Source organism: Flavobacterium flevense (assembly GCF_900142775.1).
In the GTDB taxonomy this organism is placed as follows: Bacteria; Bacteroidota; Bacteroidia; order Flavobacteriales; family Flavobacteriaceae; genus Flavobacterium; species Flavobacterium flevense.
In genome coordinates, this window is the sequence record NZ_FRCC01000002.1 from 32,631 (window position 1) to 58,219 (window position 25,589).

A 25,589-nucleotide genomic window follows, 5' to 3' on the forward strand; every position below is an offset into this window, starting at 1 on the left:
TATAAACAAAAAAATCACATTAAGAAGATGAAAAAATTAGTATTGACTCTAGCTATTTTAGGTGCAATTGTTACAGGTTGTTCAAATGACGATAACAATAATGGCCCTGAAGTTCCGGAAACAGGAGTTTTATCTGGAAACATTACAGAAAATATGACATTAAACGCTGAGACACTTTATACATTGAAAGGTGCTACGTATGTTAAATCAGGTGTAACTTTAACTATTCCTGCAGGAACAAGAATCGAAGCAGATAGCCAATTTGAAGAAGTTGCATTTTTAGGAATTGAAAAAGGAGCTAAAATAATAGCTCAGGGAACTGCAGCTAAACCGATTGTTTTTACATCAAACGCAGCATCTCCTGCACCACAGGACTGGGGAGGATTAGTAATTTGTGGAAATGCAGTTACAAACCTTGGAACAAACGTTACTGCAGAGGTTACAGGTTTAACTTATGGAGGAACAAATTCAGCTGATAATTCAGGAGTTCTTTCTCATATTATCGTTGAATATTCAGGTAACTTAATCAATGATGATGCTGAATTTAATGGTGTTACTTTTTATGCTGTAGGTTCAGGAACAACTGTTAACAACATCTTAGTTTACCAAGGTTCTGATGACGGATTTGAGTGGTTTGGAGGATCAGTAAATGCTACAAATCTTGCTGCTATTGGATGTCAGGATGATTCTTTTGACTGGACAGAAGGATGGAACGGAACTGTAACTAATTTATATTCTGATCAATCTTCTGCTACTGGTTTTTCTGCTGACAGCCGTGGAATCGAAGCTGATAACAATCAAAACAATGCTTTATTAGCTCCAATTTCTAACCCAACATTATCTAATGTAACACTTATAGGTAGAAATAATCCTGCAGTTACAAAAGAAGCCGGAGCCTGGTTAAGAAGAGGAACTCATGCTACAATCACAAACTTGTATATCACTGGTTTTAAAAGTACTCAATCTGGATCTGGATTTGGAATCAACTTTGACGGAACTGATTCTCAAACTTATTTTACAGCTAATAAATTAAACAATGTAACAATTGTAAATTCAACTACTGCAAGTAATATGATTTTAGGATTCAATGCTACAACTACTGCAACTGGTGCCGGAAATGGTGCTTCAAAAGCAACTTGGATGGATTGGATGGGACTATAATCCACAATAAATAACACTAAAAAATGCCTTCCTTTTTCAGGAGGGCATTTTTTTTGGTACAGTATTTGATTTTTCGTATATTTACTACTCAAAATCAAGCTAATGAAAAAAAACTACTTGTATAGTATCATTTTAATGGTTTTTCTTTTCTCCCTGAACACTAATGCTCAGGCAGCGAAGTCGCAAATAAACCAAAGTGCTCCTTCAGTAATTGAGGGCTTGAATTTGTATCCTAATCCTGTAAGTGACGGCCATGTATACATAACCACTAAAAATGATGCCGATAAAGAAATTATGATTTTTGATCTTCTGGGAAAAAAAGTACTTCAAACCAGAATCAGTTCCAAAGAATTGAATATTTCAAATCTGGCACCCGGTGTATACATTATTAAAATTAATGAACAAAATGCTTCGGCAACCCGTAAACTTATTGTAAGATAACAAATTCGGAAAAACAATCATAAAAGCTTCAATATTCAAATTGGAGCTTTTTTTATACCTTAGAAAAAACATTAATTTATACCTTTGCTAAAAAAAATTCTTGATCACAGCTACTGATATATTTACGATTTCGAGCCAAAAGCAATTTGAAAAAATAGCATTAAAAGTGTTTCGTTTTCAATATGAAAACAATTTAGTGTACAAAGAATTTTGCGACTTCTTAAAAACAGATGTGCAACGTGTAAAAACGATACAACAAATCCCTTTTTTACCCATTCAGTTTTTTAAAAGTCATGATGTAGTTTCGAATACCAATCCTGTTCATACCATTTTTAGCAGTAGCGGAACCACAGGAATGATTACCAGCAAGCATCTTGTAACCGATGTAACACTTTATGAAGAAAGTTACCGCAAAGGATTTTCGGAATTTTATGGTAATATCGAAAACTATGTCATTCTGGCTTTGCTTCCTTCCTATCTGGAAAGAGAAGGTTCTTCATTAATTTATATGGTCGAAGATTTGATAAAACTTTCTAATCATCCTGAAAGCGGTTTCTACCTGCACAATCATGAGGATTTAATTAAAAAATTAATCGAATTAGACGAATCAGGACAAAACGTAATCCTGATTGGAGTTACGTATGCTTTATTAGATTTAATCGAAAAGCAGCAGTTTGAGTTACAAAACACCATTATTATGGAAACCGGCGGCATGAAAGGCAAACGCAAAGAAATGATTCGCGAAGAACTACACGAACAATTATGCAATGGTTTTGGCGTTCCAGCAATCCATTCAGAATACGGCATGACCGAACTCCTTTCGCAGGCGTATTCAATGGGTGAAGGTATATTTGAATGTCCTTCGTGGATGCAAATCTTAATTCGCGATCCTGAAGACGCTTTGACTTATATTCCGCAAGGAAAAACAGGTGGAATCAACGTAATTGATCTGGCTAATATTAATTCCTGCTCTTTTATTGCCACTCAGGATTTAGGTAAAAAATATCCCAACAACTCTTTTGAGGTATTGGGACGTTTTGATAATTCGGATATTCGGGGTTGTAATTTGATGGTGCTTTAATTTTCCTCTATTACACCTATACTTTCAATTCCTTCTTTTTTTATTAGTTCTCTTTCCTTTTGTCCTTTTTTCTCTAAAAATTTATAAACTCCATAACATCCTAAACCTCCACAAAGTACAAAAAACAAACTCCAGCCGGTACCGTCATAATTTTCATTAGCAACAGCATCAAAACCATACACAATTCCAAACAAAATAGCTCCAAAAAACCCAGCTATCATCTGTCCTCCATAGTACGACCCAATCCCGATAAAGAAATAAGTCCATTTATTTTTACCATATTCAATAGCTAAATTGCTAAATGATTTCCAGATCCAGTAAATAAATAAAAGTCCAATCATAGTTTATTCTTTATATAAGCACTAACTTACAAAATAATATTAAATTTATTTAGAAAAAGTTTTCTTGAAATTAAATAAAAAAACGTCCCAACCACCTTCGAGGTATTGGGACGTTTTTGATAAATTAGGATATTTGAGGTTATAAACGGTTAAACAACCCTTACCACAAAATAGTTTTTCTTTCCGCTTTGTAATAACACAAATTGATTGTTGATTAAATCATTGGCTGAAAGCACAAAATCTTCTTTTACTTTTTCTCTGTTTACCGAAATAGAATTAGCCGTCAAAGCTCTTCTTGCTTCTCCATTCGATTTAAAAAAACCTGTTTTTTCATTTAAAACGTCGACAATGTTGATTCCTGCTTCGATTTCAGTTCTGGCAATTTCAGCCTGTGGAACACCGTCAAAAACTTCTAAGAAAGTAGCTTCATCCAGTTGTTTCAAATCATCGGCAGTTGCATTTCCAAAAAGAATTCCTGATGCTTTGATAGCATTTTCCAAATCTTCCTTAGAATGAACCATTATAGTAATTTCTTCCGCCAGACGCTTTTGTAACAAACGCAAATGCGGTGCTTCTCTATGTTGGATAGTCAACGCTTCAATTTCTTCTTTCGATAAAAATGTAAAAATTTTGATGTATTTCTCTGCATCAACATCCGAGGTATTCAACCAATATTGGTAAAATTTATAGGGTGAAGTTCTGGCAGCATCTAACCAAATATTTCCTCCTTCGGATTTACCAAATTTGGTTCCATCGGCTTTTGTAATTAACGGACAAGTCAAAGCATAGGCTTTTCCGCTCGCTATTCGGCGAACTAATTCGGTTCCCGTAGTGATATTTCCCCATTGGTCACTTCCTCCCATTTGCAACGTACAACTTTTATCTCTGTACAAATGCAAAAAGTCGTATCCTTGAACCAATTGATACGTAAACTCTGTAAACGACATTCCTTCGGCAGCTTCTGACGACAAACGTTTCTTTACCGAATCTTTAGCCATCATGTAGTTCACCGTAATGTGCTTTCCTACATCACGAATGAATTCCAGAAATGAAAAATTCTTCATCCAATCGTAATTGTTTACTAATTCAGCTGCATTTGCCGCATCCGAAGTAAAATCTAAAAAACGAGCCAATTGTCCTTTTATCGCTTCCTGATTGTGACGCAAAGTGGCTTCATCCAGCAAATTTCTTTCATTCGATTTCCCTGACGGATCTCCAATCATTCCGGTTGCTCCGCCCACTAAAGCTAATGGTTTATGTCCCGCAAGTTGAAAATGTTTCAATAACATTACGCCAACTAAGTGTCCTATATGTAATGAATCTGCAGTTGGGTCAATACCCACATACGCCACACGCATTTGTTCCATCAAATGTTCTTCGGTGCCTGGCATAACATCGTGGAGCATTCCTCTCCAAGTTACTTCTTCAATAAAATTTTTCATCTTTTTTAATCAATTTACTTCGTCAGTTCAGCCATTCCGGCTTCGAGTGCGCAAATATAACAATATCAATGGCAAAATTCAATAGCAATAGCAATGACAAAATCCATATTAGTTTTAATAATCACCGCTAAGATGAATATTTTCCTTTAAATTATTACTGTTTTTAATTTTTATAAGTTTCATTAAATTTTATTTTTTGATGTGGCAAAATTCAATAACAATACCAATGACAAAATCAATATTAGTTTTAATAATCACCGCTAAGATGAATATTTTCCTTTAAATTATTACTGTTTTTAATTTTTATAAGTTTCATTAAATTTTATTTTTTGATGTGGCAAAATTCAATAACAATACCAATGACAAAATCAATATTAGTTTTAATGATCACCGCTAAGATGAATATTTCCCTTTAAATTATTACTGTTTTAATTTTTATAAGTGCCTATAAATTTGATTTTGCCATTGAAATTGATTTTTGATATTGATATTGTTATATTTACAAAATGATTTTAGTTACAGGAGGTACAGGTTTAGTTGGCGCACATTTACTGATTCATTTAGTAGAAAATGGAGAACAGGTTCGTGCTATTTATCGGAAGAAAAACAAAATTCAAAAAACAAAATTGCTATTTGAGCATTACAATAAATCAGCACTCTTTGATGCTATCGAATGGGTTCAGGCAGATATTCTTGATATTCCGTCTTTAGAACATGCTTTTGTAAATATTTCTAAAGTGTACCATTGTGCCGCAGTGATTTCTTTTGATCCAAGAGACGAAAATTTACTTCGAAAAACAAATATTGAAGGCACTGCCAATATCGTTAATTTTTGCCTGGCCAAAGGAGTTCAGAAATTATGTTATGTGAGTTCTGTGGCAGCTCTTGGCGACTTAGCCTCACACGAAACTATCATTACCGAAGAAACCGAATGGAATCCTGAGAAACATCATAATGATTATGCTATTTCAAAATATGGCGCCGAAATGGAAATCTGGCGCGGTCAGCAAGAAGGTTTAAATGTTATTATTGTAAATCCCGGAGTCATTTTAGGACCTGGATTTGAAGATCAGGGCAGCGGACAACTGATTAAAAAAATAGCCACAGGACTATTGTTTTACACTAAAGGAACCACCGGATTTGTCACGGTTAATGACGTAGTGAGAATTATGCGCCAATTAATGGAAAGCGCCATCAATAATGAACGCTATATTCTAATTGCTGAAAACATTGTTTTTCAGGATCTTTTTAACACCATTGCCGATAGTGTAAAAGCAAAAAGGCCCAGCATTGAAGCTAAGCCTTATATAATGGAAATAACCTGGCGATTATACTGGTTTTTAAGCCTTTTTTCCGGAAAAACGAATAATTTATCCAAAGATACTGTTCGCTCTTTTTTGAGTAAAACCAAATTCTCTAATGAGAAAATTAAAACCGCAATAAATGTTTCTTTTACTGATGTACATCAATACATCAAAGAAAATTTCAGCATTAATTAATTTTAACTCCGTTTTTAATCACTGTTGATTTTATTCCGGTAGAAGTTGGCGTAGCTTTTTTAGGCTTTTTCTTTAACAATTTCAAGCTGTCTTTTTTCCTGATTTTTTGTAAAGAATCTTTCTTAGCCAAAGCCACTTTTTTTACCTCAGCAATAGAATCTAATCGTTTCTTTTTAGCTGCAATCAGGGAATCTTTTTTGGCTTCTTTTTTTATTAACGAATCCAAAACTATTTTTTTTCTGTCAATACGCTTAATAACACTGTCATACATTTGTTTGTAATCATCGTATTGAGACGCATAATAGATATTATTTTGAGCAAATTGTGCACTGTCTACCTTGTATTTTCTAAAAATAAACTCCTTAGGATTCACTTTATAATTTTCGGTAGTATTGGGATCATTGTATTTTATAGCTTCCAGAAGCGCTAAATCATAGATAATATTTTCCATTACTTCTTTGTCAATAAGAGCATCCGGTTCCTTAACACCTTCTTCCTTACAGCTAAAAAACAATAGTATAATTACTAATAATGAAACCGTTTTTTTCATTCCTTATCTTTCAAATAATAGTCTTTTTCCAGCGCGAATATCTTTTACCTTAAAAGCATTATAAACTAATTGTCCGTTTACAAAAGTATGCGTAATTCTCGATTTAAAGGTGAATCCTTCAAATGGAGACCAACCGCATTTAGCAAAAATATTTTCTTTTTTTACACCCCATGGTAAGCCTGAGTTTACAATTACTAAATCGGCATGATAGCCTTCTTTAATAAATCCACGTTTCTCTATTTTGAAAATCTTAGCCGGATTATGGCACATTTTTTCCACAATTTTCTCAATGCTGATTTTTCCCTGATGGTATGCTTCAAACATCGCCACCACTGCGTGTTGTACTAATGGTCCTCCTGATGGTGCTTTTAAATAGGATTGTTTTTTTTCTTCCAGTGTATGCGGAGCATGATCTGTAGCAATAACATCTATTCGATCATCATTCAAAGCCTTCCATAAAGCGTCTCTGTCGTGAGCCGTTTTCACTGCCGGATTCCATTTGATAAAATTCCCTTTGGTTGCATAATCATCATTGGTAAACCATAAATGATGTACACAAACCTCAGCAGTAATTTTCTTTTCTTCTAATGGAATTTTATTGGTAAACAAATCCATTTCTTTAGCCGTAGACAAGTGAAAAATATGCAAACGGGCTCCTGTTTTTTTAGCCAATTCAATCGCTTTTGAAGAAGATAAATAACAAGCTTCTTCGCTTCTTATTAAATGATGCACAGTCACCGGAACATCATCGCCATATTCAGCAATATATTTTTCAGTATTGGCTTTAATAGTCGCCTCATCCTCACAATGTACCGCAATTAAAAGCGGCGTACTTGAAAATATTTTTTCCAGTGTAGCTTCGTTATCCACCAGCATATTCCCTGTTGAGGAACCTAAGAATATCTTGATTCCGGCAACATTTTTAGGATTGGTTTTTAGAACTTCTTCCAGATTATCATTGGTTGCTCCCATCATAAACGAATAGTTCGCATAGGATTTTTGAGCAGCAAGCTGGTATTTTTCTTCTAAAATTTCCTGAGTAACCGCATTAGGCACCGTATTAGGCTGCTCTATAAACGAAGTAATCCCGCCGGCAACAGCAGCTCTGGATTCTGATTCAATATCCCCTTTGTGCGTTAAACCCGGCTCTCTAAAATGTACCTGATCATCTATAGCACCCGGAATTAAATAATTTCCTTCGGCGTCTATAATTTTACAATCGGAGGATTTTGCACTAATGCTTTCTGAAATTTCAACAATTAAGTCATTCTCAATTAAAACATCGCCCTCAAAAATTACTCCTTCATTTACTATTTTGGCATTCTTAATTAAAACCCTGTTCATTGTCTTTATATTATAATCTATTAACTATTTTTTTTAATCGCAGCGAAATCACGCCAAAAACGGCTTCCACTATTATGGAATTACTCATTTTAGACTGCCCTTTAGTTCGGTCTGTAAAAATAATAGGCACTTCGGCAATATTAAATTTATTACAAAAAGTACGGTATTTCATTTCTATCTGAAAAGCATAACCCACAAATTTTATCTTATCAAGATTTATTTTCTCCAAAACAGATCGTTTATAACAAACAAAACCAGCAGTCGCATCATGAATCATCATCCCGGTAATCATTCGTACATAAACCGAAGCAAAATAAGACATCAGCACACGGCTTAACGGCCAGTTCACAACATTTACACCAGTAACATAACGGGAACCAATGGCTAAATCAGCATCACCAAAATGACAGGCATTGTATAATTTTTCTAAATCATTTGGATTATGTGAAAAATCGGCATCCATCTCAAAAATAAATTCATAATTGTGAGCCAGTGCCCATTTAAATCCATGTACATAAGCGGTGCCCAGACCTGATTTTTGCTTTCTGTTCTCCAGAAATAAACGCCCTTCAAACTCCGTTTGCAACAACCGAACCTTGTCAGCCGTATGATCCGGAGAATTATCATCTACTATAAGAACATGAAAAACCTTATGTTGTGAAAGTACCGCTCTAATGATACTTTCGATATTTTCAATTTCGTTATAGGTGGGAATTATAACAATACAATTATTCATGTTTCTGGAAATTTCAACGCAAAAGTAACCTTTTTATAGCATTTCATTCATAATAATATTATAATAAAAATATTGATATAAAATTTTACTAATTTTGCTTTCGCTATGACAGACTACCTTTTACATCCGAGAATTATCGAAAACAAAGACTGGGCCACCTTTTTATTTGTTTTGGCTTTTGCTATTATTGCTTTCACCAGATCGGCTTACGGAAATCGGTTTGGTGATTTCATCAATCTCATCTTTTCGGATAAATATTCTAAAGTGTATCGCGACAGCAGTCAGTTAAAAAGCAGCTTTACCATATCCTTATTTTTTGTACAGGTGATTTCTTTTGCTTTTTTCATCCAGATATCTTTAAGTATTTTTGGTTATGCCTCAAAAACCGACTGGTTACTTTACATTCAGATTATTACTTTCCTTCTATTTTTTATTTTATCAAAGTTTTTAATCGAAAAAATTATTGCCACTACTTTCAATATTGAAGAGTTTGTAGAGCAATTTAACCTTCAAAAAATCACTTATCGCACCTATATAGGTATAATTATTTTACCTGTAAATATTATTTTATTTTACTACAACGCTGTTTCACAGAATATTCCTATAGCAATAATTGCATTAATAGTAATGTTGAGTGTTCTGACTTATTCCCTTTCAATAAAAAAATATCAAAAATTAATATTCAGCAAGTTGTTTTATTTTATTTTATATCTTTGCACTCTCGAAATAGCTCCCTACTTTTTCATGTATTATTTGTTTACAAAAGGGAGCGCTTAGAAAATGTTAAAATATGAAAGTCAAAACAATTTTGGTATCGCAACCAGAGCCTAAAGTAGAGAATTCGCCTTACTTTGAACTCCAACAAAAACATAAAATCAAAATTGATTTCCGCCCTTTTATCCATATAGAAGGAGTTAGCGCAAAAGAAATTAGACTTCAAAAAATTGATCTCAACAACTATTCGGCTATCATTTTAACCAGTAGAAATGCTGTTGACCACTTTTTTAGAGTGGCTGAGGAAATGCGTTTTAAAATTCCCGAAGGTTTGAAATACTTTTGCCAGTCTGAAGCAGTAGCTTTTTACCTTCAAAAATATGTGGTTTACAGGAAACGTAAAATTTATGTGGGAGCAAAAGATTTTGCCGACCTATCTCCTTTGATTAAAAAATACAAAGACGAGAAATTCTTATTACCGGCTTCTGATCAGTTAAATGCAGACGCTCCAATCACTTTAGACAATCTAAAAGTAGACTGGACGCAGGCCACTTTTTACAGAACGGTTATGAGTGATTTATCCGATTTAGCAGATGTATATTACGATGTTCTGGCTTTCTTTAGCCCAACAGGAATAAAATCTTTATACAAAAACTTCCCGGATTTCCAGCAAAACAACACCAGAATTGCTGTTTTTGGAAGTACCACTCAAAAAGAAGCCTTAGACCACGGATTAAGAGTAGACATTATGGCTCCTGCTCCCGGAACACCTTCTATGACTATGGCGTTAGAAAAATACGTATCAGAAGCTAATAAAGGAAAATAAACTTAATTAGACACCATATTACAAAGCCTTCTCAATAAAAAGAGAGGGCTTTTTTTATGCTATTTATTCTCAGATGAGTTTTTTGAGTATTTTTGATTCATCACAATCAAAAAATAAATAAAAAAATGAAAAGAAAAATTCAATTAATGGCACTGATGCTTCCATTTTCCCTGTTACTCATCAATTGCAGCAGTACCCGAAAAGGAAATTCAGGATATGTTGACATTAAAAAAATAAGTTACACCAGCGACATCAAACCTCTTATTGAAAATAGCTGTACGCCATGCCACATTCCGCCACAAGGAAAAAAAGAAGCTTTTGACAGCTATGAACATGTAAAAGAAAATATCGGCGCTATAATTTCGCGTGTAAAACTACCACAAGACGACCGAAAATTTATGCCTCCTGTAAATAAAAAACCGGCTTTGACTGATGCTCAGGTAGCGGTTTTAACGGAATGGCAACAACAAAATATGCCGGAATAAAATACTCAATGGCTATTTCAAAATTCAATGACAATGGCAATGACAATGAAAGCTGTTGAAAGTTAGATCAATTCCATCCCGAAGTATCGGGATAAAATTCCAAATCCAATTAATCACTAATCATCGGAATTTGGAATTTTTATTTTTTTGAAGTTGACTTTTGAAATTGCTATTGCTATTGCTATTGCCATTGCTATTGAATTCCTTAATCCCTTCTGTTTCCTCCCATAAAAATAGAAAGATAATACAGTAAGGTTGCTATAGAGCCCAAAGCTGCTACCAGATAAGTACGCGCTGCCCATTTTAAAGAATCCTCAGCACCCGCATATTCAGCAGGATTAAGCATGTTTTTTGTTTTAAGCCAGGCCAAAGCACGGTTACTTGCATCATACTCTACCGGCAAGGTAACAACTGAAAACACTGTTGTTGCAGCAAATAAAATAATCCCGAACAACAATAATCCCGGAAACGTTTTTAACATCAGGATTCCTGCCAGTAAAATCCATTGCATGTAAGTTGAAGCCACATTTACAAACGGAACCAACTTAGAACGCATTTTCAGCCACTCATATCCCACCGCATGTTGCACAGCATGTCCACATTCATGAGCCGCTACTGCAGCCGCGGCCGCATTACGCTCATTGTACACCGCCTCACTTAAATTCACCGTTTTATCTGCCGGATTATAATGATCCGTCAATCGTCCCGGAGTCGAAATCACGCGTACATCATAAATTCCGTTATCCGATAACATTTTCTGAGCAATCTCAGCACCACTCATGTTATTTTGCAAATGCAATTGTGAATAATGTTCAAACTTGCTCTTTAATCTCGAACTTACTAACCAGCTGAACAACATAATTGCTCCCGCCAGAATTAAATAACCACTTCCCATATCTTTTGTATTTAGTTTTTTAGTTTTCCAATGTAAACAGCAAATTGTACACCAAATTACAAAAATGCCAATTTGACATCTGTTAAAAAAAATACAATTTCAATGGCAATAGCAATTACAAAATTCAATGGCAAAAAAAAAATCCAAATCCCAATTAACTTATTGTCATTGGAATTTGGAATTTAATTATCAACTTCATATTACTATTGAAATTGATTTTTGAAATTGCTATTGATTTGGTTAGCCAACCAAATTGATGATTTTACCCGGAACAATAATCACCTTGTTTGGTGTTCTACCGTCCAGTTGTTTTTGGGTTCTTTCGTCCTTCATTACGATTTCTTCAATTTGTTCCTTGGTTAAATCCAAAGGCAACTTGATGGTAAAACGCATTTTTCCGTTGAACGAAACCGGATATTCTTTCTCTGATTCTACCAGATGTTTTTCTTCGAATTTTGGAAAAGGAACTGTTGCAATCGAACCTTCATGTCCTAAAGCATTCCATAATTCCTCAGCAATATGTGGCGCATAAGAAGATATTACAATCGCTAACGGCTCTAAAATAGCTCTTGAATGACAGTTTTGAGCTGACAATTCATTTACACAAATCATAAACTGAGAAACTGAAGTATTAAAAGAGAAATTCTCAATATCTTCTGAAACTTTCTTGATGGTTTTATGCAATGATTTTAAGTTATCTTTTGTGGGTTCATCATTGTTTACTATTAAACCAGACTCATCAAAATACAAACGCCATAATTTTTTAAGGAATCCAAAAACTCCCGAAATACCTGCCGTGTTCCAAGGTTTTGCCTGTTCCAATGGTCCTAAAAACATTTCATACAAACGCAAAGTATCGGCACCGTATTCAGCACAAATATTGTCCGGCGTAACTACATTGTATTTCGATTTTGACATTTTTTCGACTTCGCGTCCGACAATAAATTTTCCATTTTCTAAAATAAATTCACCATTCTCGAATTGAGGTTGCCATCTTTTTAATCTTTCAACATCTATTTCATCTGCAGCATTTACCATATTTACATCAATATGTAAAGCATCTGTTTCATAATCATTTTTAAGATTTTTAGAAACATATTTATTTGTTCCTGAAATCCTATAAACCAAAGCACTCGTCCCCAAAATCATTCCCTGATTAATCAGTTTTTTGAACGGTTCTTCTGTTGGAGCAAAACCTTTGTCTTTTAAGAATTTGTTCCAAAAACGGGAATACAATAAATGTCCGGTTGCATGTTCGCTTCCGCCAATGTATAAATCCACAGATTCCCAATATTTCAAGGCGTCTTTGCTGGAAAATTCGTTTTCATTCCCCGCATCCATATAACGCATCCAGTACCATGAACTTCCCGCCCAACCTGGCATGGTGTTCAATTCTAAAGGAAAAACAGTTTTATTATCAACTAAATCTGTATTGACAACTTTATTATTTACACTGTCCCAAGCCCAAACCGCAGCGTTTCCTAATGGAGGCAAACCGTCTTCGGTTGGTAAATATTTCTCTACTTCCGGCAAAATAATTGGCAAATGTTGCGCATCAATCATCTGCGGCAAACCATTTACATAATAAACAGGAAATGGTTCTCCCCAATAACGCTGACGGGAGAAAACTGCATCACGCAAACGGTAATTTACCTTACCATAACCCTGAGCCAGTTTTTCTAATTCGGTGATAACTTTTTGAGTTGCTTCTTTGTAACCCATACCGTTTAAGAAGTCAGAATTTTTTAAGGTAAAGCCACTTTTTTCTGCAAAAGCAAAATCCACCCCGCCCTGCGGGCACCCCTCCAACGGAGGGGAATTGAGAGCAAAAATATTTTTGATATCCTGCATTCCCTCAGTTCCTTTAAAGAAATTGGCGAAAGCATAATCTCTTTCATCACCACAAGGAACCGCCATTACAGCACCTGTTCCGTAACCAGCCAACACATAATCTCCAATCCAAACCGGAATCGCTTCCTTAGTAAACGGATGTTCGGCATAAGCTCCGGTAAATACACCCGAAATGGTTTTTACATCCGCCATACGCTCTCTTTCGGAACGTTTTGCTGTTTTTTCGATATAAGCCTCAACAGCTGCTTTTTGTTCCGGTGTTGTAATTTGAGCTACCAATTCGTGTTCCGGTGCTAATGTCATAAACGTCACTCCGAAAATAGTATCAGGTCTTGTCGTGAAAACGTCAATCTTAAGTTCCTCACTTCCAACTTCTGACTTCTGACTTCTAACTTTGAAAGAAACCATCGCTCCAACACTCTTCCCAATCCAGTTTCTTTGACTTTCCTTGATACTTTCGCTCCAGTCAATATCATTTAAACCTTGCAACAAACGCTCTGCATAAGCCGAAATACGCATGCTCCATTGGGTCATTTTTTTACGAATAACAGGGAATCCACCACGTTCCGAAACACCATTTACGATTTCGTCATTTGCTAAAACCGTTCCTAATCCCGGACACCAGTTTACTTCCGTTTCTGCCAGATACGTTAATCGGTATTGCAACAAAATTTTCTGCTGATTTCCTTTTGCGAAAGCGTTCCATTCGTCAGCTGAAAAAGCATTAATATTATCATCACAAACAGCGTTGACCTTTGAATTTCCTTCTTTTTCGAAAAGGGCAATTAAAGTCGAAATATCCTCTGCTTTATCAGCATCTTTATTGTACCAGGAATTGAACAATTGGATAAAAATCCATTGCGTATGTTTGTAATAATCCGGATTTGAAGTACGTACTTCTCTGTCCCAGTCAAATGAAAATCCTATTTTATCTAATTGCTTTCTATAACCTGCAATCTGGTTTCCTTCTTTATCTACGCCACCGTCAATGTTTACGCGGGTAGTATCTTCCGGACGTTGTCCAGTTTGAATAGCATACTGCTCAGCCGGCAACCCAAAACTATCATAACCCATTGGGTGCAAAACGTTAAATCCTTGGTGTCTTTTAAAACGAGAATACACATCCGAAGCAATATATCCCAGCGGATGCCCTACGTGCAATCCCGCTCCTGACGGATAAGGAAACATATCTAAAACATAATGCTTTGGTTTTTCAGAAGTATTGGATGCTGCAAAAGTTTTGTTATCAGCCCAGTATTTTTGCCATTTGGCTTCTATTTCGTTCGGATTGTATTTCATTTTTCGAGTTGCTAAGCTATAAAGTAGCTAAGTTTCTAAGTTTTAGTAAATAAAATTATGAGGTCGCAAATTTACGTTTATTGTACGGGCTATAAAAATTATTTTATTTAGAATAAAAAATTTTAAAAAATACGTATAAAGTACGTAAAAATACTTATGTTTGCACTGTGTTTTAAAAAACATATCCATGAAGACTACTAAAAAATACAAAATTAAGGTTCGCCTCTGGATTGAAGAAACCGAAGGTCCGTTTCTGGGTATTGGTAAAATATGGCTTTTAGAAAATATTCGAAAAACAGGTTCGATAACCAATGCCGCCAAAGAGATGAAAATGGCTTATAGGCAAGCCTGGCAATTAGTAAAAGAGATGAATCAGCGAGCCGAAAATCCGCTGGTAGAAAAAATTCTGGGAGGAAAAGGCGGCGGTGGAGCCAGATTGACCCCCGCAGGAGAAAAAGCGATTGCAACTTTTTATGAAATAGAAAAACGTATTAACGATTTTGCCGAAAAAGAAACTCAAAATTTAAAATTCTAGCTTTATAAACAGTACTATTCCTTTGAAAACACAGTGATAAAAACATATTATTTAACAGAGTTATTGCATTTAAAAACTGACGCGTGAAATAACCAAAAGTCCCTCTATATTTGCCAAAAAAATTAAAACAGAAAAAACAGTCTAATCGCAAAGACCATCATCATAAAAATTACTTATCAGTTATCCAAATGAGAAGCATCGCTAAAAAATTTCACCCCATTTTATTAATCATCCTCACACTATTTTGCTGTGATACTATATGGGCACAAATTGATAAAAACATCACTAATTTATTATTAGAAAAAAAGATTATCACGCAACGTGAAGCGGACTCTCTACTGGTTTTAGACGCTTTTAACCAAAAAGCAAATTCGGAGAATAAAGATTTCAGCATCGGATTAGAATTCAGACCACGTGCTGAATATCGTGACGGCTACAAACAATTGCCAACTAAAGATACCAAAGCCGCTTTTTTCGTTACGCAAAGAAGCCGATTGAACTTTAATTACGAACAGCCAAAATTCAAATTCCATACTTCGATTCAGGATTTAAGAGTTTGGGGACAATACGGTCAAACTTCCACATCAGGTTCCTTAAATGTTTTTGAAGCTTATGTAGAAACTGGAATTTCAGATCATTTTTCAGTAAAATTAGGTCGCCAAAAAGTAGAATTGGACAATGGTAGAATTTTTTCGGCAGCCAACTGGAGTCAGGCAGCCAGAGCACATGACGGAATTAACCTGATTTATAACAACAACAGCATTCATTCGGAATTGATAACTTCTTTTAACCAAACATCCGAACGCATTTTTGACACTGATTTTTCTCCCACTACATTTACGAATTATAAATTACTGAATGTTCATTATCTAAAAGCAAAATTAAATGAGCATTTTAGCCTGACTACGATTAATGCTACTGATAGTTATCAGAGTAAAACTAATGCAAACACCTTATACACAAGAGCAACTTCGGGTGGACGACTGGATTTTGAAAAAGGAAAACTGCATTTAACATTTAGTGGTTACTACCAATACGGACAATTGCAATCAGGCAACCAAATCTCCGCATATTACCTGCAACCCGAAATACAATTGAAAAGCAACAAACTCACCACCCGCTTAGGAGCAGAATTTATGAGTGGTGACAATGCCGATAAAACAACTGCTATTTCAAAATCATTTGTGCCGCTTTATGGCGTGGCCTGGCGTTTTATGGGAAATATGGATTATTTTACTTTTTTTCCCAGCGATGTAAAAAACGGCGGACTGTTTAATCCGTACTTATTTCTGATTTACGATTTTAATAAAAAATTCAGCCTGCGTTCTGATTTCCATTTATTTTATTCAGGAAATAAAGTAAAAAACGATGCCAATCAGACTATTAATTCTTATCTGGGTTTTGAAAACGATTTATCATTGCATTACCAATGCAATTCTTTTACGTTAATTGACTTTGGATTTTCGTATATGGCTGCCGAAAAAAGCATGGAAACGCTTAAATCCGGAAACAGCAACATCACTCCTGTTTGGAGTTATGTGATGGTAACTTTTAAACCCGAATTATTTCACTTTAAAAAATAATCTTCATGGATTACAGCTCTGTTTTAATATTATTTCTATTAGCATTTGTTGCTTTTTTATATTCATCCGTAGGTCATGGCGGTGCTAGTGGATACCTGGCTATTATGGTAATGGCAGGTGTAGCTCCGCTGATGATGAAACAATCGGCATTAGTGATGAATTTAGCAGTATCCCTGTTCTCTTTTATTGGTTTTTACAGAGGAGGTTTTTTTAAGTTAAAATTATTCCTCCCCTTTGTGATTGCGAGTATTCCAATGGCTTTTTTAGGAGGTACAATGAGCCTGCCTGATACTATCTACAAAAAAATACTAGGCATTTGTATCTTCATTTCAATTATCAGACTGGTATATCAATTTGAAGAAAAAAACGAACCCAATAAGGAAATCCCATTGTGGGCAGGACTTTTTTCAGGTGCATGTATCGGATTACTTTCCGGACTTTTAGGTATTGGTGGCGGTATTATTCTTAGTCCGTTAATGCTCTTAATGCGTTGGTCCAAATTAAAAGAAACCGCAGCAGTTTCGGCTTTATTTATTTTTGTCAATTCGCTTTCCGGACTTTATGGGCAAATTCAAAAAGGAGGTTTCTATTTATCTGAAGATTTACAAATAGCCGTTCTCGCTACCATCATTGGAGGATTATTAGGCTCTTATTTTGGAAGCCAAAAATTCAATACTAAAACATTAAAATACCTGCTAGCTCTTGGACTGACAATTGCAGGCTTGAAATTACTTTTTACTTAAGAATTCTCTTTTTGAAAGCTATTTAAATTAAAAAGAAATTTTCTTTTCTACAAACTCTAAAGAGCGGAGAATTTCTTGAAAATTCATCAAAATCACACCCTTTAGGGATTGGGGGATTAATTTTGATGAATTTTAAAGAAGCTCTGGCAAAATTATTTTTAAAATCCCGGTTTAATTACAAGAAAATTAAACTTTGAACGTTATTAACTTCATATTAAAGAAATACTTTATTATTTTTACCCCATAATTAAAGTAAGCTATGAGTTCTTCATTTGATAAGTTTCAAAAACGCAGGTTAATTTCCTCTTATTTTTCGGTAGTATTAAGCATCTTCTTAGTGTTATTCCTACTGGGAACACTAGGGCTTTTTATCATTAATTCTAAAAAATTAGCAGACGACTTTAAAGAAAAAATTGCTATGACTGTTTTCTTTAAAAACGAAGCCAATGATACAATTTTAAAGAATTTTGGAGCCGAATTAAAAAAAGCACCTTACGCAAAATCAATAACGTATGTCAGCAAGGATGCCGCTGCTAAACAGCATACAGATATTATTGGTGAGGATTTTTTAACTTTCTTAGGCGAAAATCCATTGCAAAATTCCTATGACATTCATATTAAAGCTGCTTATGTTGAAAAAGACAGTGTGGCTAAAATAGAGCAAAAACTACGCACTAACCCAATGATTTCGGACATTGTTTATGACAAACAATTAGTAAATCTGGTGAATGACAATATCAGGAAAGTAAGTATGTGGATTTTAATCATCAGCGGATTCCTGACTTTTATTGCTGTATTACTAATCAACAGTTCTCTTAGACTTTCTATTTATTCGAACCGATTCATCATTAAAACCATGCAAATGGTGGGTGCAACCAAATCTTTTATCAGAAAACCATTTGTAATGCGAAGTATAAAACTGGGAATGCTTGGAGCAGCATTAGCTATATTAGCCTTAATTGGGCTTTTATCTTATGTAAATGCTCATTTTCCTGAATTTGGAATCGTAGAAGACAAAACTTTAATCATATTAGTTTTTGCAGCGGTTTTTGGATTTGGCGTTTTAATCACTTGGTTAAGCACACATTTTGCTACCCAACGATTCTTAAACCTGAGAACTGACGATCTTTATTAATTTTAAGATTGCAGAATAAAATATAAAAAACATGAAAGACGATAAACAGGAATTTTTATTTGACAAAATAAACTACAAGATTCTTTTAATAGGGATAGGAGTAATCACACTTGGATTCATTTTAATGGCCGGTGGTGGCAGTGATGACCCAAAAGTATATAGTGATGCTATTTTTAACTTTAGAAGAATTCGATTAGCACCCACAACTGTTTTAATTGGTTTTGGAATTACTATTTATGCCATTTTAAAAAATCCGAAGAAATAGTATTTAGCATTTAGTGATTAGTTAGTAACAACTAAAAACTGAATCCTAAAATCAAAATCTAAATTAAATGAATACATTACAAGCTATTGTTCTTGCTATAATCGAAGGAATTACTGAGTTCCTTCCTGTTTCTTCTACCGGACACATGATTATCGCATCTTCCTTTTACGGAATTGCACAGGATGATTTTACAAAACTTTTTACCATTGTCATCCAGTTAGGAGCTATACTTTCAGTTGTAATTCTTTATTTCAAACGCTTTTTCCAATCCTTTGATTTTTATTTCAAATTATTAGTTGCCTTTATCCCTGCGGTAGTTTTAGGCTTATTATTAAGTGATTTTATTGATGGTTTATTAGAAAATCCGGTAACGGTTGCTGTTTCGCTTTTAATTGGAGGGATTATTTTATTAAAAGTAGACGACTGGTTCAATAAACCTGAGACTGCCGAAACTTCACAGGAAATCACTTATTCACAAGCCATCAAAATTGGTTTATTCCAATGTTTAGCAATGATTCCGGGAGTTTCCCGTAGCGGAGCCAGTATTGTGGGAGGAATGTCTCAAAAATTATCCCGAACATCCGCAGCCGAATTCTCTTTCTTTTTAGCCGTTCCTACCATGTTTGGTGCTACCGCTAAAAAATGTTATGATTATTATAAAGCAGGTTTTGAACTCTCTCAGGACCACATCAACTTATTGATTATTGGTAATATTGTGGCTTTTATTGTAGCTCTTTTAGCCATTAAAACTTTCATTGGTTTTTTAACTAAAAATGGTTTTAAAGTCTTTGGTTATTATCGTATCGCAGCCGGAATAATCTTATTGATTATCCATTACTGTATTCATCCTCTGACTATTATATAATGACGCCTCAGGAATATTTAGAAGGACAGGTTTTATTAATTGACAAACCATTGAAATGGAGTTCCTTTCAAGCGGTGAATAAATTAAAATACCTGCTGATTAACAAAGTAGGATTGCCTAAAAAATTCAAAATTGGTCATGCCGGAACTTTAGATCCATTAGCGACAGGATTGCTTTTAATTTGTACCGGAAAATTCACTAAACGAATTGCAGAACTTCAGGGTCAGGCCAAAGAATATACGGGAACTTTTTATATAGGAGCCACTACGCCATCCTATGATTTAGAAACCGAAATTGACGCTACTTTCCCAACCGCACATATCGATGAAGCTTTAATTCACGAAACGGTGAAGCAATTTTTAGGCGAAATTGATCAAAAACCGCCTATTTTTTCTGCTATAAAAAAAGATGGCAAACGCTTGTACGAACATGCTCGTGCCGGTGAAGAAATTGAAATTGCCAGCAGAAAAACCACCATCCACGAATTTGAAATCACCCGGATTGCACTTCCTGAAATCGATTTTAGAGTAGTTTGCAGCAAAGGAACTTATATCCGTTCACTGGCTTTCGATTTTGGAAAAGCGATGACTTCCGGTTCGCACCTAACTGCGTTGAGACGAACAAAAATTGGCGATTTCGACGTAAAAAACGCCATTGATGTTACGTTGTTTGAGGAAAGTTTAGGTTTGGATTCTGAGTAAATATTATTTTCCACAACAAAATACAGAAAGCTATGATTCAATTCATGGCTTTTTTCATTTTCGAAAAATACTACAAAAAAGATTATTGATTCTGTTTTTTTGTTAGATTTGTTAAGACGTATTTTCTATTATATACCATAAAAACATGAATGTCAAATTACTTACGCTATTGATTTTTTTTTGTTTTGGTTTAAACACTTATGCTCAAATAGAAGGCGTCAAAGTTAGATTTGTTCATAATGCTGACAATTCTTGCGATTTTTTTTATGAAAAAAGCAATCCTGGAACTTATCATCTCATCATAAAATTTGAATCCATAAAAAACACTCCTAAATATTTCTATGAAGGAAATATCAAAGAAAATTCAGGATTTTTATTCAAGTTAATGCCTATAAAACCAGAGAAGAAAATTAAATTCATTTGCGAACCTTATTACATAAAAGGAAATCCAAAACCTGATATTGATAAAAACTTTACATATTTATTACCATTTAAAAAAGGTAAAAATATTAGTATATGGTCAATTATGACTATTGCGAGCGCACTTACAGAGGGAGATAATTATTATGGCGGATATATCAATTTTACTGAATCATCTCAAAATCAAACTATACACGCTATGAGAAAAGGTATTGTTATTGAAATAGAAAATGAATACGATTTTGATCCCAAAAGTTTTGACATATATTATGAAAAAAGAAATTTCATTATCATAGAACATGAAGACGGAACTTATGCCAAATATGCAGGTTTTAAAAAAGACGCTATCAAAGTAAATATTGGACAAACCATTTTACCAACAGACTATTTAGGCTTTTTAGAAAAAAGTGTAGATAATCAATACCATCTTTTTTTTGACATTTACTATAAAGCCTACATGAAAGATGTTTTTCCAGATAAAACAAAAGATTTAGACAAACGAATCATAAAAAAATTAAACCCATTTTTCCAAACTAATAAAGGCCTTATTGCTTTAGATGATAAAATCTACGAATCGCAAAATTACATTGTAACAACTCCTGAAGAAATTATTTGTAAGGAACTCACAAAAAAAGAATTGGAAGCAAAAACTAAAATATTAAATAATGTACATGAAAAATTAAGCAACTAATACTTTAATCCCAATTTTACTCATCCTCACCCATCTCCTGATCTAAATCCAGCATCATATCCATAATTTCTGCCTGAGTAGTCATTCCTTTATCATGCAAATACCATAACTGTAATTCGGTTTTTATGGTTTCATCCAGAACTTTGTGTGTGTTTTTATAATTAGCAATAAGATCAGCCGCTTCTTTTGGTCTTGGTCCCCAATGCGCTAATGCAACCGATGTTTTTTTGTTAATAACAATCAGTTTAGGAATAGCCCTGCCTTTATTCGTTAAAAAATGATCCATTAAATCTAAATTCTCATCTCTTAAAACAATTTTCATTTCAATTTTTCCATTGGAAGCATGAACCATTTTATCAAAAATAGGCAACAACTGAGCCGCATCTCCGCACCAGCCTTCAGAAATTACGATCCAGATAAATTCGTTATTTAAAGTACTCAGCTTATTGCTGTAATCATCGGAAATTTTCATTGTTTTTTCTAAACGATTCATACGGGTTTCGTTGAGACTGCTATAATGTGTCAATTCTTCTGATTGTTCGTTTCCGGTAGATTTTCCCTCTTTTAGTAAATCGGTTATTAATTTTCTGTATTCTGAATAAGAGTAACTATTGAATAAGGCGCGGGCAATTGACTGTATCATGTTTATTAATGTTTGGAGTAAAGTTAAGCTAAATCTAATTAATGAAAAATGAAAAAAATCATTTCTTAAAACACTAAAAAGTGTATTTTTATAAAAATTGGAAAAAGAAATGAACTTAAATTCAAAATCAATTGGTTTGGCACTTTCGGGTGGCGGAACAAAAGGTTTGGCCCATGCGGGTGCTATCAAATTTTTAGAAGAAAAAAACATTCGCCCTAATGAAATTGCAGGAACCAGTGCCGGTTCTATTGTTGGCGCTATGTATGCCTGGGGGAAAACACCCGAAGAAATTTTAGACTTTTTCAAATCTATATATTTGTTTCACTGGAGACACATTACTTTTACAAAGGCAGGATTGATTGATTCAGAAGCTTTCAGGGATTATTTTCAGGTTGTTTTTGAAGATGCTACACTTGCTGATTTAAGAATTCCAACTCAAATCACCGCCACTGATATGATTAAAGGCACATTAAAAATATTTGAACCCGAAACTAAAATTGTTGATGCCCTGATTGCATCTTCCTCTTTTCCGGGAATTATTTCGCCCTATGAAATTCAGGAAAACTATTATAGTGATGGTGGTATCCTAAACCATTTCCCAACCGACTTAATACGAGAGAACTGTGACATGATTATAGGTGTATATGTCAGCCCTATAAACATGATAACGGCTAAAGATTTAAGCTCTATCAGAGCCGTAACCACCCGGGCTTTTGATATTCTTTCTGAAAATTCTAATACTACTAAATTTGCCCAGTGTGACTGGATTATTCAGCCTACTGAACTGAGTATTTACAGTACATTTGAAACGAATAAAGTTAAAATGGATACAATTTTCAACCTGGGCTATCAGGCGGCAAAATACAGTTACGAAAACAAAATTTATAAAATTTAAGTCGGCCTATTTCAGAAAAAAAGAATATCCCTATATTTGCACCAATCAACGCAACAAAGACATGAAATACAAAAGAATTCTTCTAAAATTAAGCGGAGAAGCATTAATGGGAGAACGTCAATACGGAATAGATCCTGTAAGATTAGCTGAATATGCTGAAGAAATCAAAAAAGTTCACGCCAAAGGTGTAGAAATTGCCATCGTAATAGGCGGAGGAAACATCTTTAGAGGAGTTGCAGGAGCCAGCAACGGAATGGACAGAGTGCAGGGAGATTATATGGGAATGCTTGCTACCGTGATTAACGGAATGGCTTTGCAAGGCGCTCTTGAAGAAAAAGGTATGAAAACCCGCTTGCAGACCGCCTTAAAAATGGAATCTATTGCAGAACCTTATATCAAAAGAAGAGCCGACAGACACCTTGAAAAAGGAAGAATCGTAATTTTTGGTGCCGGAACAGGAAACCCTTACTTCACCACTGACACAGCCGCTGTTTTACGCGGAATTGAAATCAATGCGGATGTTATCCTGAAAGGAACCCGTGTAGACGGAGTTTATGATTCTGATCCGGAAAAAAATGCTTCGGCAGTAAAATTTGACTATATCTCTTTTGATGATGTAATCAAAAAAGGATTAAATGTAATGGACACTACCGCTTTTACATTAAGCCAGGAAAATAAATTACCTATTTTAATTTTTGATATGAACCAAAACGGAAATTTAGAAAAAATCTGTGACGGAGAAAATATCGGAACTGTAGTAAATATATAAATAGCAGACAGCAGTTTACAGATAGCAGGAAACCTGAAATCTGAAATCTGAAATCTAAAATCTGAAATAAAATGACTGAAGAAATTGAATTTATATTAGATAGCACACAAGAATCAATGGAAGGTTCTATAGCTCATTTAGAAAAAGAATTTCTAAATATTCGTGCCGGAAAAGCATCTCCTGCTATGCTAGGAAGTGTTTTTGTAGATTATTATGGTTCTTCAACTCCGTTAAATCAGGTAGCTAAAATTAGCGTTCCTGATGCCCGAACCATTACCTTACAGCCTTTTGAAAAAAACATGCTGCAAACTATTGAAAAAGTCATTATGATTGCTAATCTTGGGTTTAACCCCATGAATAATGGAGATTTAATTATCATCAGCGTACCGCCTTTGACAGAGGATCGCCGTCGTGAGCTGGCAAAACAAGCCAAAGCCGAAGCCGAAGATGCTAAAATAGGAATTAGAAACGCCAGAAAAGATGCTAATACTGACATCAAAAAACTGGAAAAAGAAGGAACATCAGAAGACATTTGTAAAAGTGCCGAAGAAGAAGTTCAGACTTTAACAAATACTTACATTAAAAAAATAGACGAACTTCTTGCTCTTAAAGAAGCTGAAATCATGAAAGTATAACTTTCTAAAAAAATAACTTTATAATCCGTTTGCATTTTTTGTAAGCGGATTTTTTTTTAGGAGCACAACGATTAGTTCACATAACAAAGTGAAGTCCTGCTGTACGCTATATCTCTTGTCTCGTCAAAAAGGACGAGACAAGAGGATGCCGCTTCCATCAGGGCTAAAATTCAGAATAAAAATCTAAATTTTCATCTAGCCATTTGGTTTTTTAAAATGCATATCAATTTGTGGAAAAGGAATATTAAGACCGTAATCAGCAAATTTAGTATATGCTTTTTCATTCATATCAAAAAACACATCCCAGTAATCAGGTCCATCCACCCAGACTCTCACGGTAAAATTAACAGAACTGTCGGCAAGTGCTGAAAGTCCCATGAAAGGAGCAGGATCTTTTAGAATCCGACTGTCTTCTGCAATAAAAGTAGTAATGGCTCTTTTAAAATTTTCGACATCATCACCATACGCAATCCCAAATGTCCAGTCCACTCTTCGCGTAGGTTCAGCCGAATAATTGATTAATGCACCTGTAGAAAGTGGTCCGTTAGGGATGATAACCAGTTTTTTATCAGGAGTGTTCAGCATTGTTGAAAAAATAGTAATTTCTTTTACGGTTCCTGTAAATCCCTGAGCTTCGATAAAATCACCCAATCTAAAAGGCTTTAGAATTAAAATAATAACTCCTCCGGCAAAATTTTGAAGGGTTCCTGATAATGCCAGACCAACAGCTAAACCAGCAGCACCCAAAATAGCAACAAAAGAAGTCATCTGAATACCTATCATTCCCATAACGGTAACAGCAACGAGTGCTTTAAGAACAATATTAGTGACACTTTTTAAAAATGGAATTAAAGAAAGGTCAATTTTTGATTTTTCTAATGAGTTCCCAACTGCTTTAGTAATGATTCGGGTTACCCATAAACCTACTACCAGAACGATTATTCCGCCAAGCAGTTTAGGTGCATATTCAAAACCAAAATCTATTGTTTTATCGATATATTTGTTTACAAGAGTTACCTGTTGATCTAGTGCCATTATTGTTGT

The 25,589-nt window shown here is 34.6% G+C and carries 27 protein-coding genes; 18 read left to right on the plus strand and 9 right to left on the minus strand.

Translation table 11 applies throughout. The annotated features are described in order from the left end of the window. Nucleotides 1–27: 27 nt before the first annotated feature. The 3 genes from BUB89_RS03325 (at nt 28) to BUB89_RS03335 (ending at nt 2,683) form a co-directional block, all read left to right on the plus strand. Nucleotides 28–1,161 (plus strand): hypothetical protein, encoded by a 1,134-nt coding sequence (locus BUB89_RS03325; RefSeq protein ID WP_073241966.1) that lies wholly within the window; start codon nt 28–30, stop codon nt 1,159–1,161. 102 nt (nt 1,162–1,263) lie between these two features. Continuing rightward, entirely contained in the window at nt 1,264–1,602 is a 339-nt protein-coding gene (locus BUB89_RS03330) for a T9SS type A sorting domain-containing protein (protein ID WP_073241968.1), read from the plus strand. 100 nt (nt 1,603–1,702) lie between these two features. Then, complete coding sequence (locus BUB89_RS03335) at nt 1,703–2,683, plus strand: LuxE/PaaK family acyltransferase (RefSeq protein WP_073241970.1); 981 nt, start codon at nt 1,703–1,705, stop codon at nt 2,681–2,683. On the opposite strand, the gene BUB89_RS03340 is transcribed toward BUB89_RS03335, so the two are convergent. Together BUB89_RS03340 and tyrS are read right to left on the minus strand one after the other, a co-directional pair. Beyond that, nucleotides 2,680–3,024, minus strand: coding sequence for a hypothetical protein (locus BUB89_RS03340; RefSeq protein ID WP_073241972.1), 345 nt, complete (start codon nt 3,022–3,024; stop codon nt 2,680–2,682). The two genes, BUB89_RS03335 and BUB89_RS03340, sit on opposite strands and share 4 nt — an antisense overlap. 149 nt (nt 3,025–3,173) lie before the next feature. Further along, the gene (gene tyrS / locus BUB89_RS03345; protein WP_073241974.1) at nt 3,174–4,466 is read right to left on the minus strand and encodes a tyrosine--tRNA ligase; all 1,293 of its coding nucleotides are present in this window, start codon (nt 4,464–4,466) and stop codon (nt 3,174–3,176) included. 506 nt (nt 4,467–4,972) lie between these two features. On the opposite strand from tyrS, the gene BUB89_RS03350 reads away from it, so the two are divergent. Further along, a complete protein-coding gene (locus BUB89_RS03350) occupies nt 4,973–5,965 on the plus strand; it encodes an NAD-dependent epimerase/dehydratase family protein (RefSeq protein ID WP_073241976.1) in 993 nt (330 codons plus the stop codon). Here the strand turns inward: BUB89_RS03350 and BUB89_RS03355 are convergent. Genes BUB89_RS03355 through BUB89_RS03365 form a run of 3 tightly spaced genes read right to left on the minus strand, consistent with a single transcriptional unit; the run spans nt 5,958 to nt 8,595 of the window. After that, nucleotides 5,958–6,515: a DUF4296 domain-containing protein gene (locus BUB89_RS03355; RefSeq protein ID WP_073241978.1), complete on the minus strand. Its 558-nt coding sequence runs from the start codon at nt 6,513–6,515 to the stop codon at nt 5,958–5,960. The genes BUB89_RS03350 and BUB89_RS03355 overlap by 8 nt on opposite strands. 3 nt (nt 6,516–6,518) lie before the next feature. After that, the gene (locus BUB89_RS03360) at nt 6,519–7,859 is read right to left on the minus strand and encodes a dihydroorotase (RefSeq protein ID WP_073241980.1); all 1,341 of its coding nucleotides are present in this window, start codon (nt 7,857–7,859) and stop codon (nt 6,519–6,521) included. A 10-nt stretch (nt 7,860–7,869) separates the two neighbouring features. Beyond that, nucleotides 7,870–8,595: a polyprenol monophosphomannose synthase gene (locus BUB89_RS03365; protein ID WP_073241982.1), complete on the minus strand. Its 726-nt coding sequence runs from the start codon at nt 8,593–8,595 to the stop codon at nt 7,870–7,872. Nucleotides 8,596–8,700: 105 nt separating this feature from the next. Here BUB89_RS03365 and BUB89_RS03370 point away from each other — a divergent pair, with 105 nt between their 5' ends. From BUB89_RS03370 to BUB89_RS03380, 3 genes are all read left to right on the plus strand, one after another. After that, nucleotides 8,701–9,372 carry a DUF4271 domain-containing protein gene (locus BUB89_RS03370; RefSeq protein WP_073241984.1) on the plus strand — a complete coding sequence of 224 codons (672 nt, stop codon included), beginning with the start codon at nt 8,701–8,703 and terminating at the stop codon, nt 9,370–9,372. Nucleotides 9,373–9,385: 13 nt separating this feature from the next. Then, nucleotides 9,386–10,135: a uroporphyrinogen-III synthase gene (locus BUB89_RS03375; RefSeq protein ID WP_073241986.1), complete on the plus strand. Its 750-nt coding sequence runs from the start codon at nt 9,386–9,388 to the stop codon at nt 10,133–10,135. Nucleotides 10,136–10,260: 125 nt separating this feature from the next. After that, nucleotides 10,261–10,620, plus strand: coding sequence for a hypothetical protein (locus BUB89_RS03380; protein ID WP_073241988.1), 360 nt, complete (start codon nt 10,261–10,263; stop codon nt 10,618–10,620). A 205-nt stretch (nt 10,621–10,825) separates the two neighbouring features. Here the strand turns inward: BUB89_RS03380 and BUB89_RS03385 are convergent, their stop codons facing one another. Together BUB89_RS03385 and leuS are read right to left on the minus strand one after the other, a co-directional pair. After that, the gene (locus BUB89_RS03385) at nt 10,826–11,515 is read right to left on the minus strand and encodes a zinc metallopeptidase (protein WP_073241990.1); all 690 of its coding nucleotides are present in this window, start codon (nt 11,513–11,515) and stop codon (nt 10,826–10,828) included. Between the two features lie 240 nt (nt 11,516–11,755). After that, entirely contained in the window at nt 11,756–14,665 is a 2,910-nt protein-coding gene (leuS, locus tag BUB89_RS03390) for a leucine--tRNA ligase (RefSeq protein WP_073241992.1), read from the minus strand. 187 nt (nt 14,666–14,852) lie between these two features. Here leuS and BUB89_RS03395 point away from each other — a divergent pair, with 187 nt between their 5' ends. The 8 genes from BUB89_RS03395 to BUB89_RS03430 all read left to right on the plus strand — a co-directional run bounded on the left by BUB89_RS03395 (nt 14,853) and on the right by BUB89_RS03430 (nt 21,603). Next, on the plus strand, nt 14,853–15,200 hold the full coding sequence (locus BUB89_RS03395; RefSeq protein ID WP_073241994.1) for a winged helix-turn-helix domain-containing protein: 348 nt from the start codon (nt 14,853–14,855) through the stop codon (nt 15,198–15,200). A gap of 110 nt (nt 15,201–15,310) precedes the next feature. Then, nucleotides 15,311–16,783 carry an alginate export family protein gene (locus BUB89_RS03400; protein WP_083552478.1) on the plus strand — a complete coding sequence of 491 codons (1,473 nt, stop codon included), beginning with the start codon at nt 15,311–15,313 and terminating at the stop codon, nt 16,781–16,783. 5 nt (nt 16,784–16,788) lie between these two features. Beyond that, nucleotides 16,789–17,526, plus strand: coding sequence for a sulfite exporter TauE/SafE family protein (locus tag BUB89_RS03405; RefSeq protein ID WP_073241996.1), 738 nt, complete (start codon nt 16,789–16,791; stop codon nt 17,524–17,526). A 259-nt stretch (nt 17,527–17,785) separates the two neighbouring features. Beyond that, entirely contained in the window at nt 17,786–18,661 is an 876-nt protein-coding gene (locus BUB89_RS03410; protein WP_073241998.1) for a cell division protein FtsX, read from the plus strand. Between the two features lie 31 nt (nt 18,662–18,692). Continuing rightward, nucleotides 18,693–18,926 (plus strand): DUF3098 domain-containing protein, encoded by a 234-nt coding sequence (locus tag BUB89_RS03415; RefSeq protein ID WP_073242000.1) that lies wholly within the window; start codon nt 18,693–18,695, stop codon nt 18,924–18,926. A 67-nt stretch (nt 18,927–18,993) separates the two neighbouring features. Continuing rightward, nucleotides 18,994–19,791 (plus strand): undecaprenyl-diphosphate phosphatase, encoded by a 798-nt coding sequence (locus BUB89_RS03420; RefSeq protein ID WP_073242002.1) that lies wholly within the window; start codon nt 18,994–18,996, stop codon nt 19,789–19,791. Then, the gene (gene truB / locus BUB89_RS03425; RefSeq protein WP_073242004.1) at nt 19,791–20,492 is read left to right on the plus strand and encodes a tRNA pseudouridine(55) synthase TruB; all 702 of its coding nucleotides are present in this window, start codon (nt 19,791–19,793) and stop codon (nt 20,490–20,492) included. The genes BUB89_RS03420 and truB overlap by 1 nt, the downstream gene beginning before the upstream one ends. Before the next feature lie 145 nt (nt 20,493–20,637). Beyond that, nucleotides 20,638–21,603: a peptidoglycan DD-metalloendopeptidase family protein gene (locus BUB89_RS03430; protein WP_073242006.1), complete on the plus strand. Its 966-nt coding sequence runs from the start codon at nt 20,638–20,640 to the stop codon at nt 21,601–21,603. 16 nt (nt 21,604–21,619) lie between these two features. On the opposite strand, the gene BUB89_RS03435 is transcribed toward BUB89_RS03430, so the two are convergent. Beyond that, a complete protein-coding gene (locus BUB89_RS03435; RefSeq protein WP_073242008.1) occupies nt 21,620–22,246 on the minus strand; it encodes a thioredoxin family protein in 627 nt (208 codons plus the stop codon). A gap of 109 nt (nt 22,247–22,355) precedes the next feature. Between BUB89_RS03435 and BUB89_RS03440 the strand changes: the two genes are divergently transcribed. From BUB89_RS03440 to frr, 3 genes are all read left to right on the plus strand, one after another. Further along, nucleotides 22,356–23,141 carry a patatin-like phospholipase family protein gene (locus BUB89_RS03440; RefSeq protein WP_073242960.1) on the plus strand — a complete coding sequence of 262 codons (786 nt, stop codon included), beginning with the start codon at nt 22,356–22,358 and terminating at the stop codon, nt 23,139–23,141. A gap of 61 nt (nt 23,142–23,202) precedes the next feature. Then, nucleotides 23,203–23,910, plus strand: coding sequence for a UMP kinase (gene pyrH / locus BUB89_RS03445; protein ID WP_073242010.1), 708 nt, complete (start codon nt 23,203–23,205; stop codon nt 23,908–23,910). A 71-nt stretch (nt 23,911–23,981) separates the two neighbouring features. Continuing rightward, nucleotides 23,982–24,545: a ribosome recycling factor gene (gene frr / locus BUB89_RS03450; RefSeq protein WP_073242012.1), complete on the plus strand. Its 564-nt coding sequence runs from the start codon at nt 23,982–23,984 to the stop codon at nt 24,543–24,545. A gap of 195 nt (nt 24,546–24,740) precedes the next feature. Here frr and BUB89_RS03455 read toward each other — a convergent pair whose 3' ends face one another. Then, the gene (locus BUB89_RS03455) at nt 24,741–25,580 is read right to left on the minus strand and encodes a mechanosensitive ion channel family protein (protein ID WP_073242014.1); all 840 of its coding nucleotides are present in this window, start codon (nt 25,578–25,580) and stop codon (nt 24,741–24,743) included. Between the last annotated feature and the right edge of the window lie 9 nt (nt 25,581–25,589).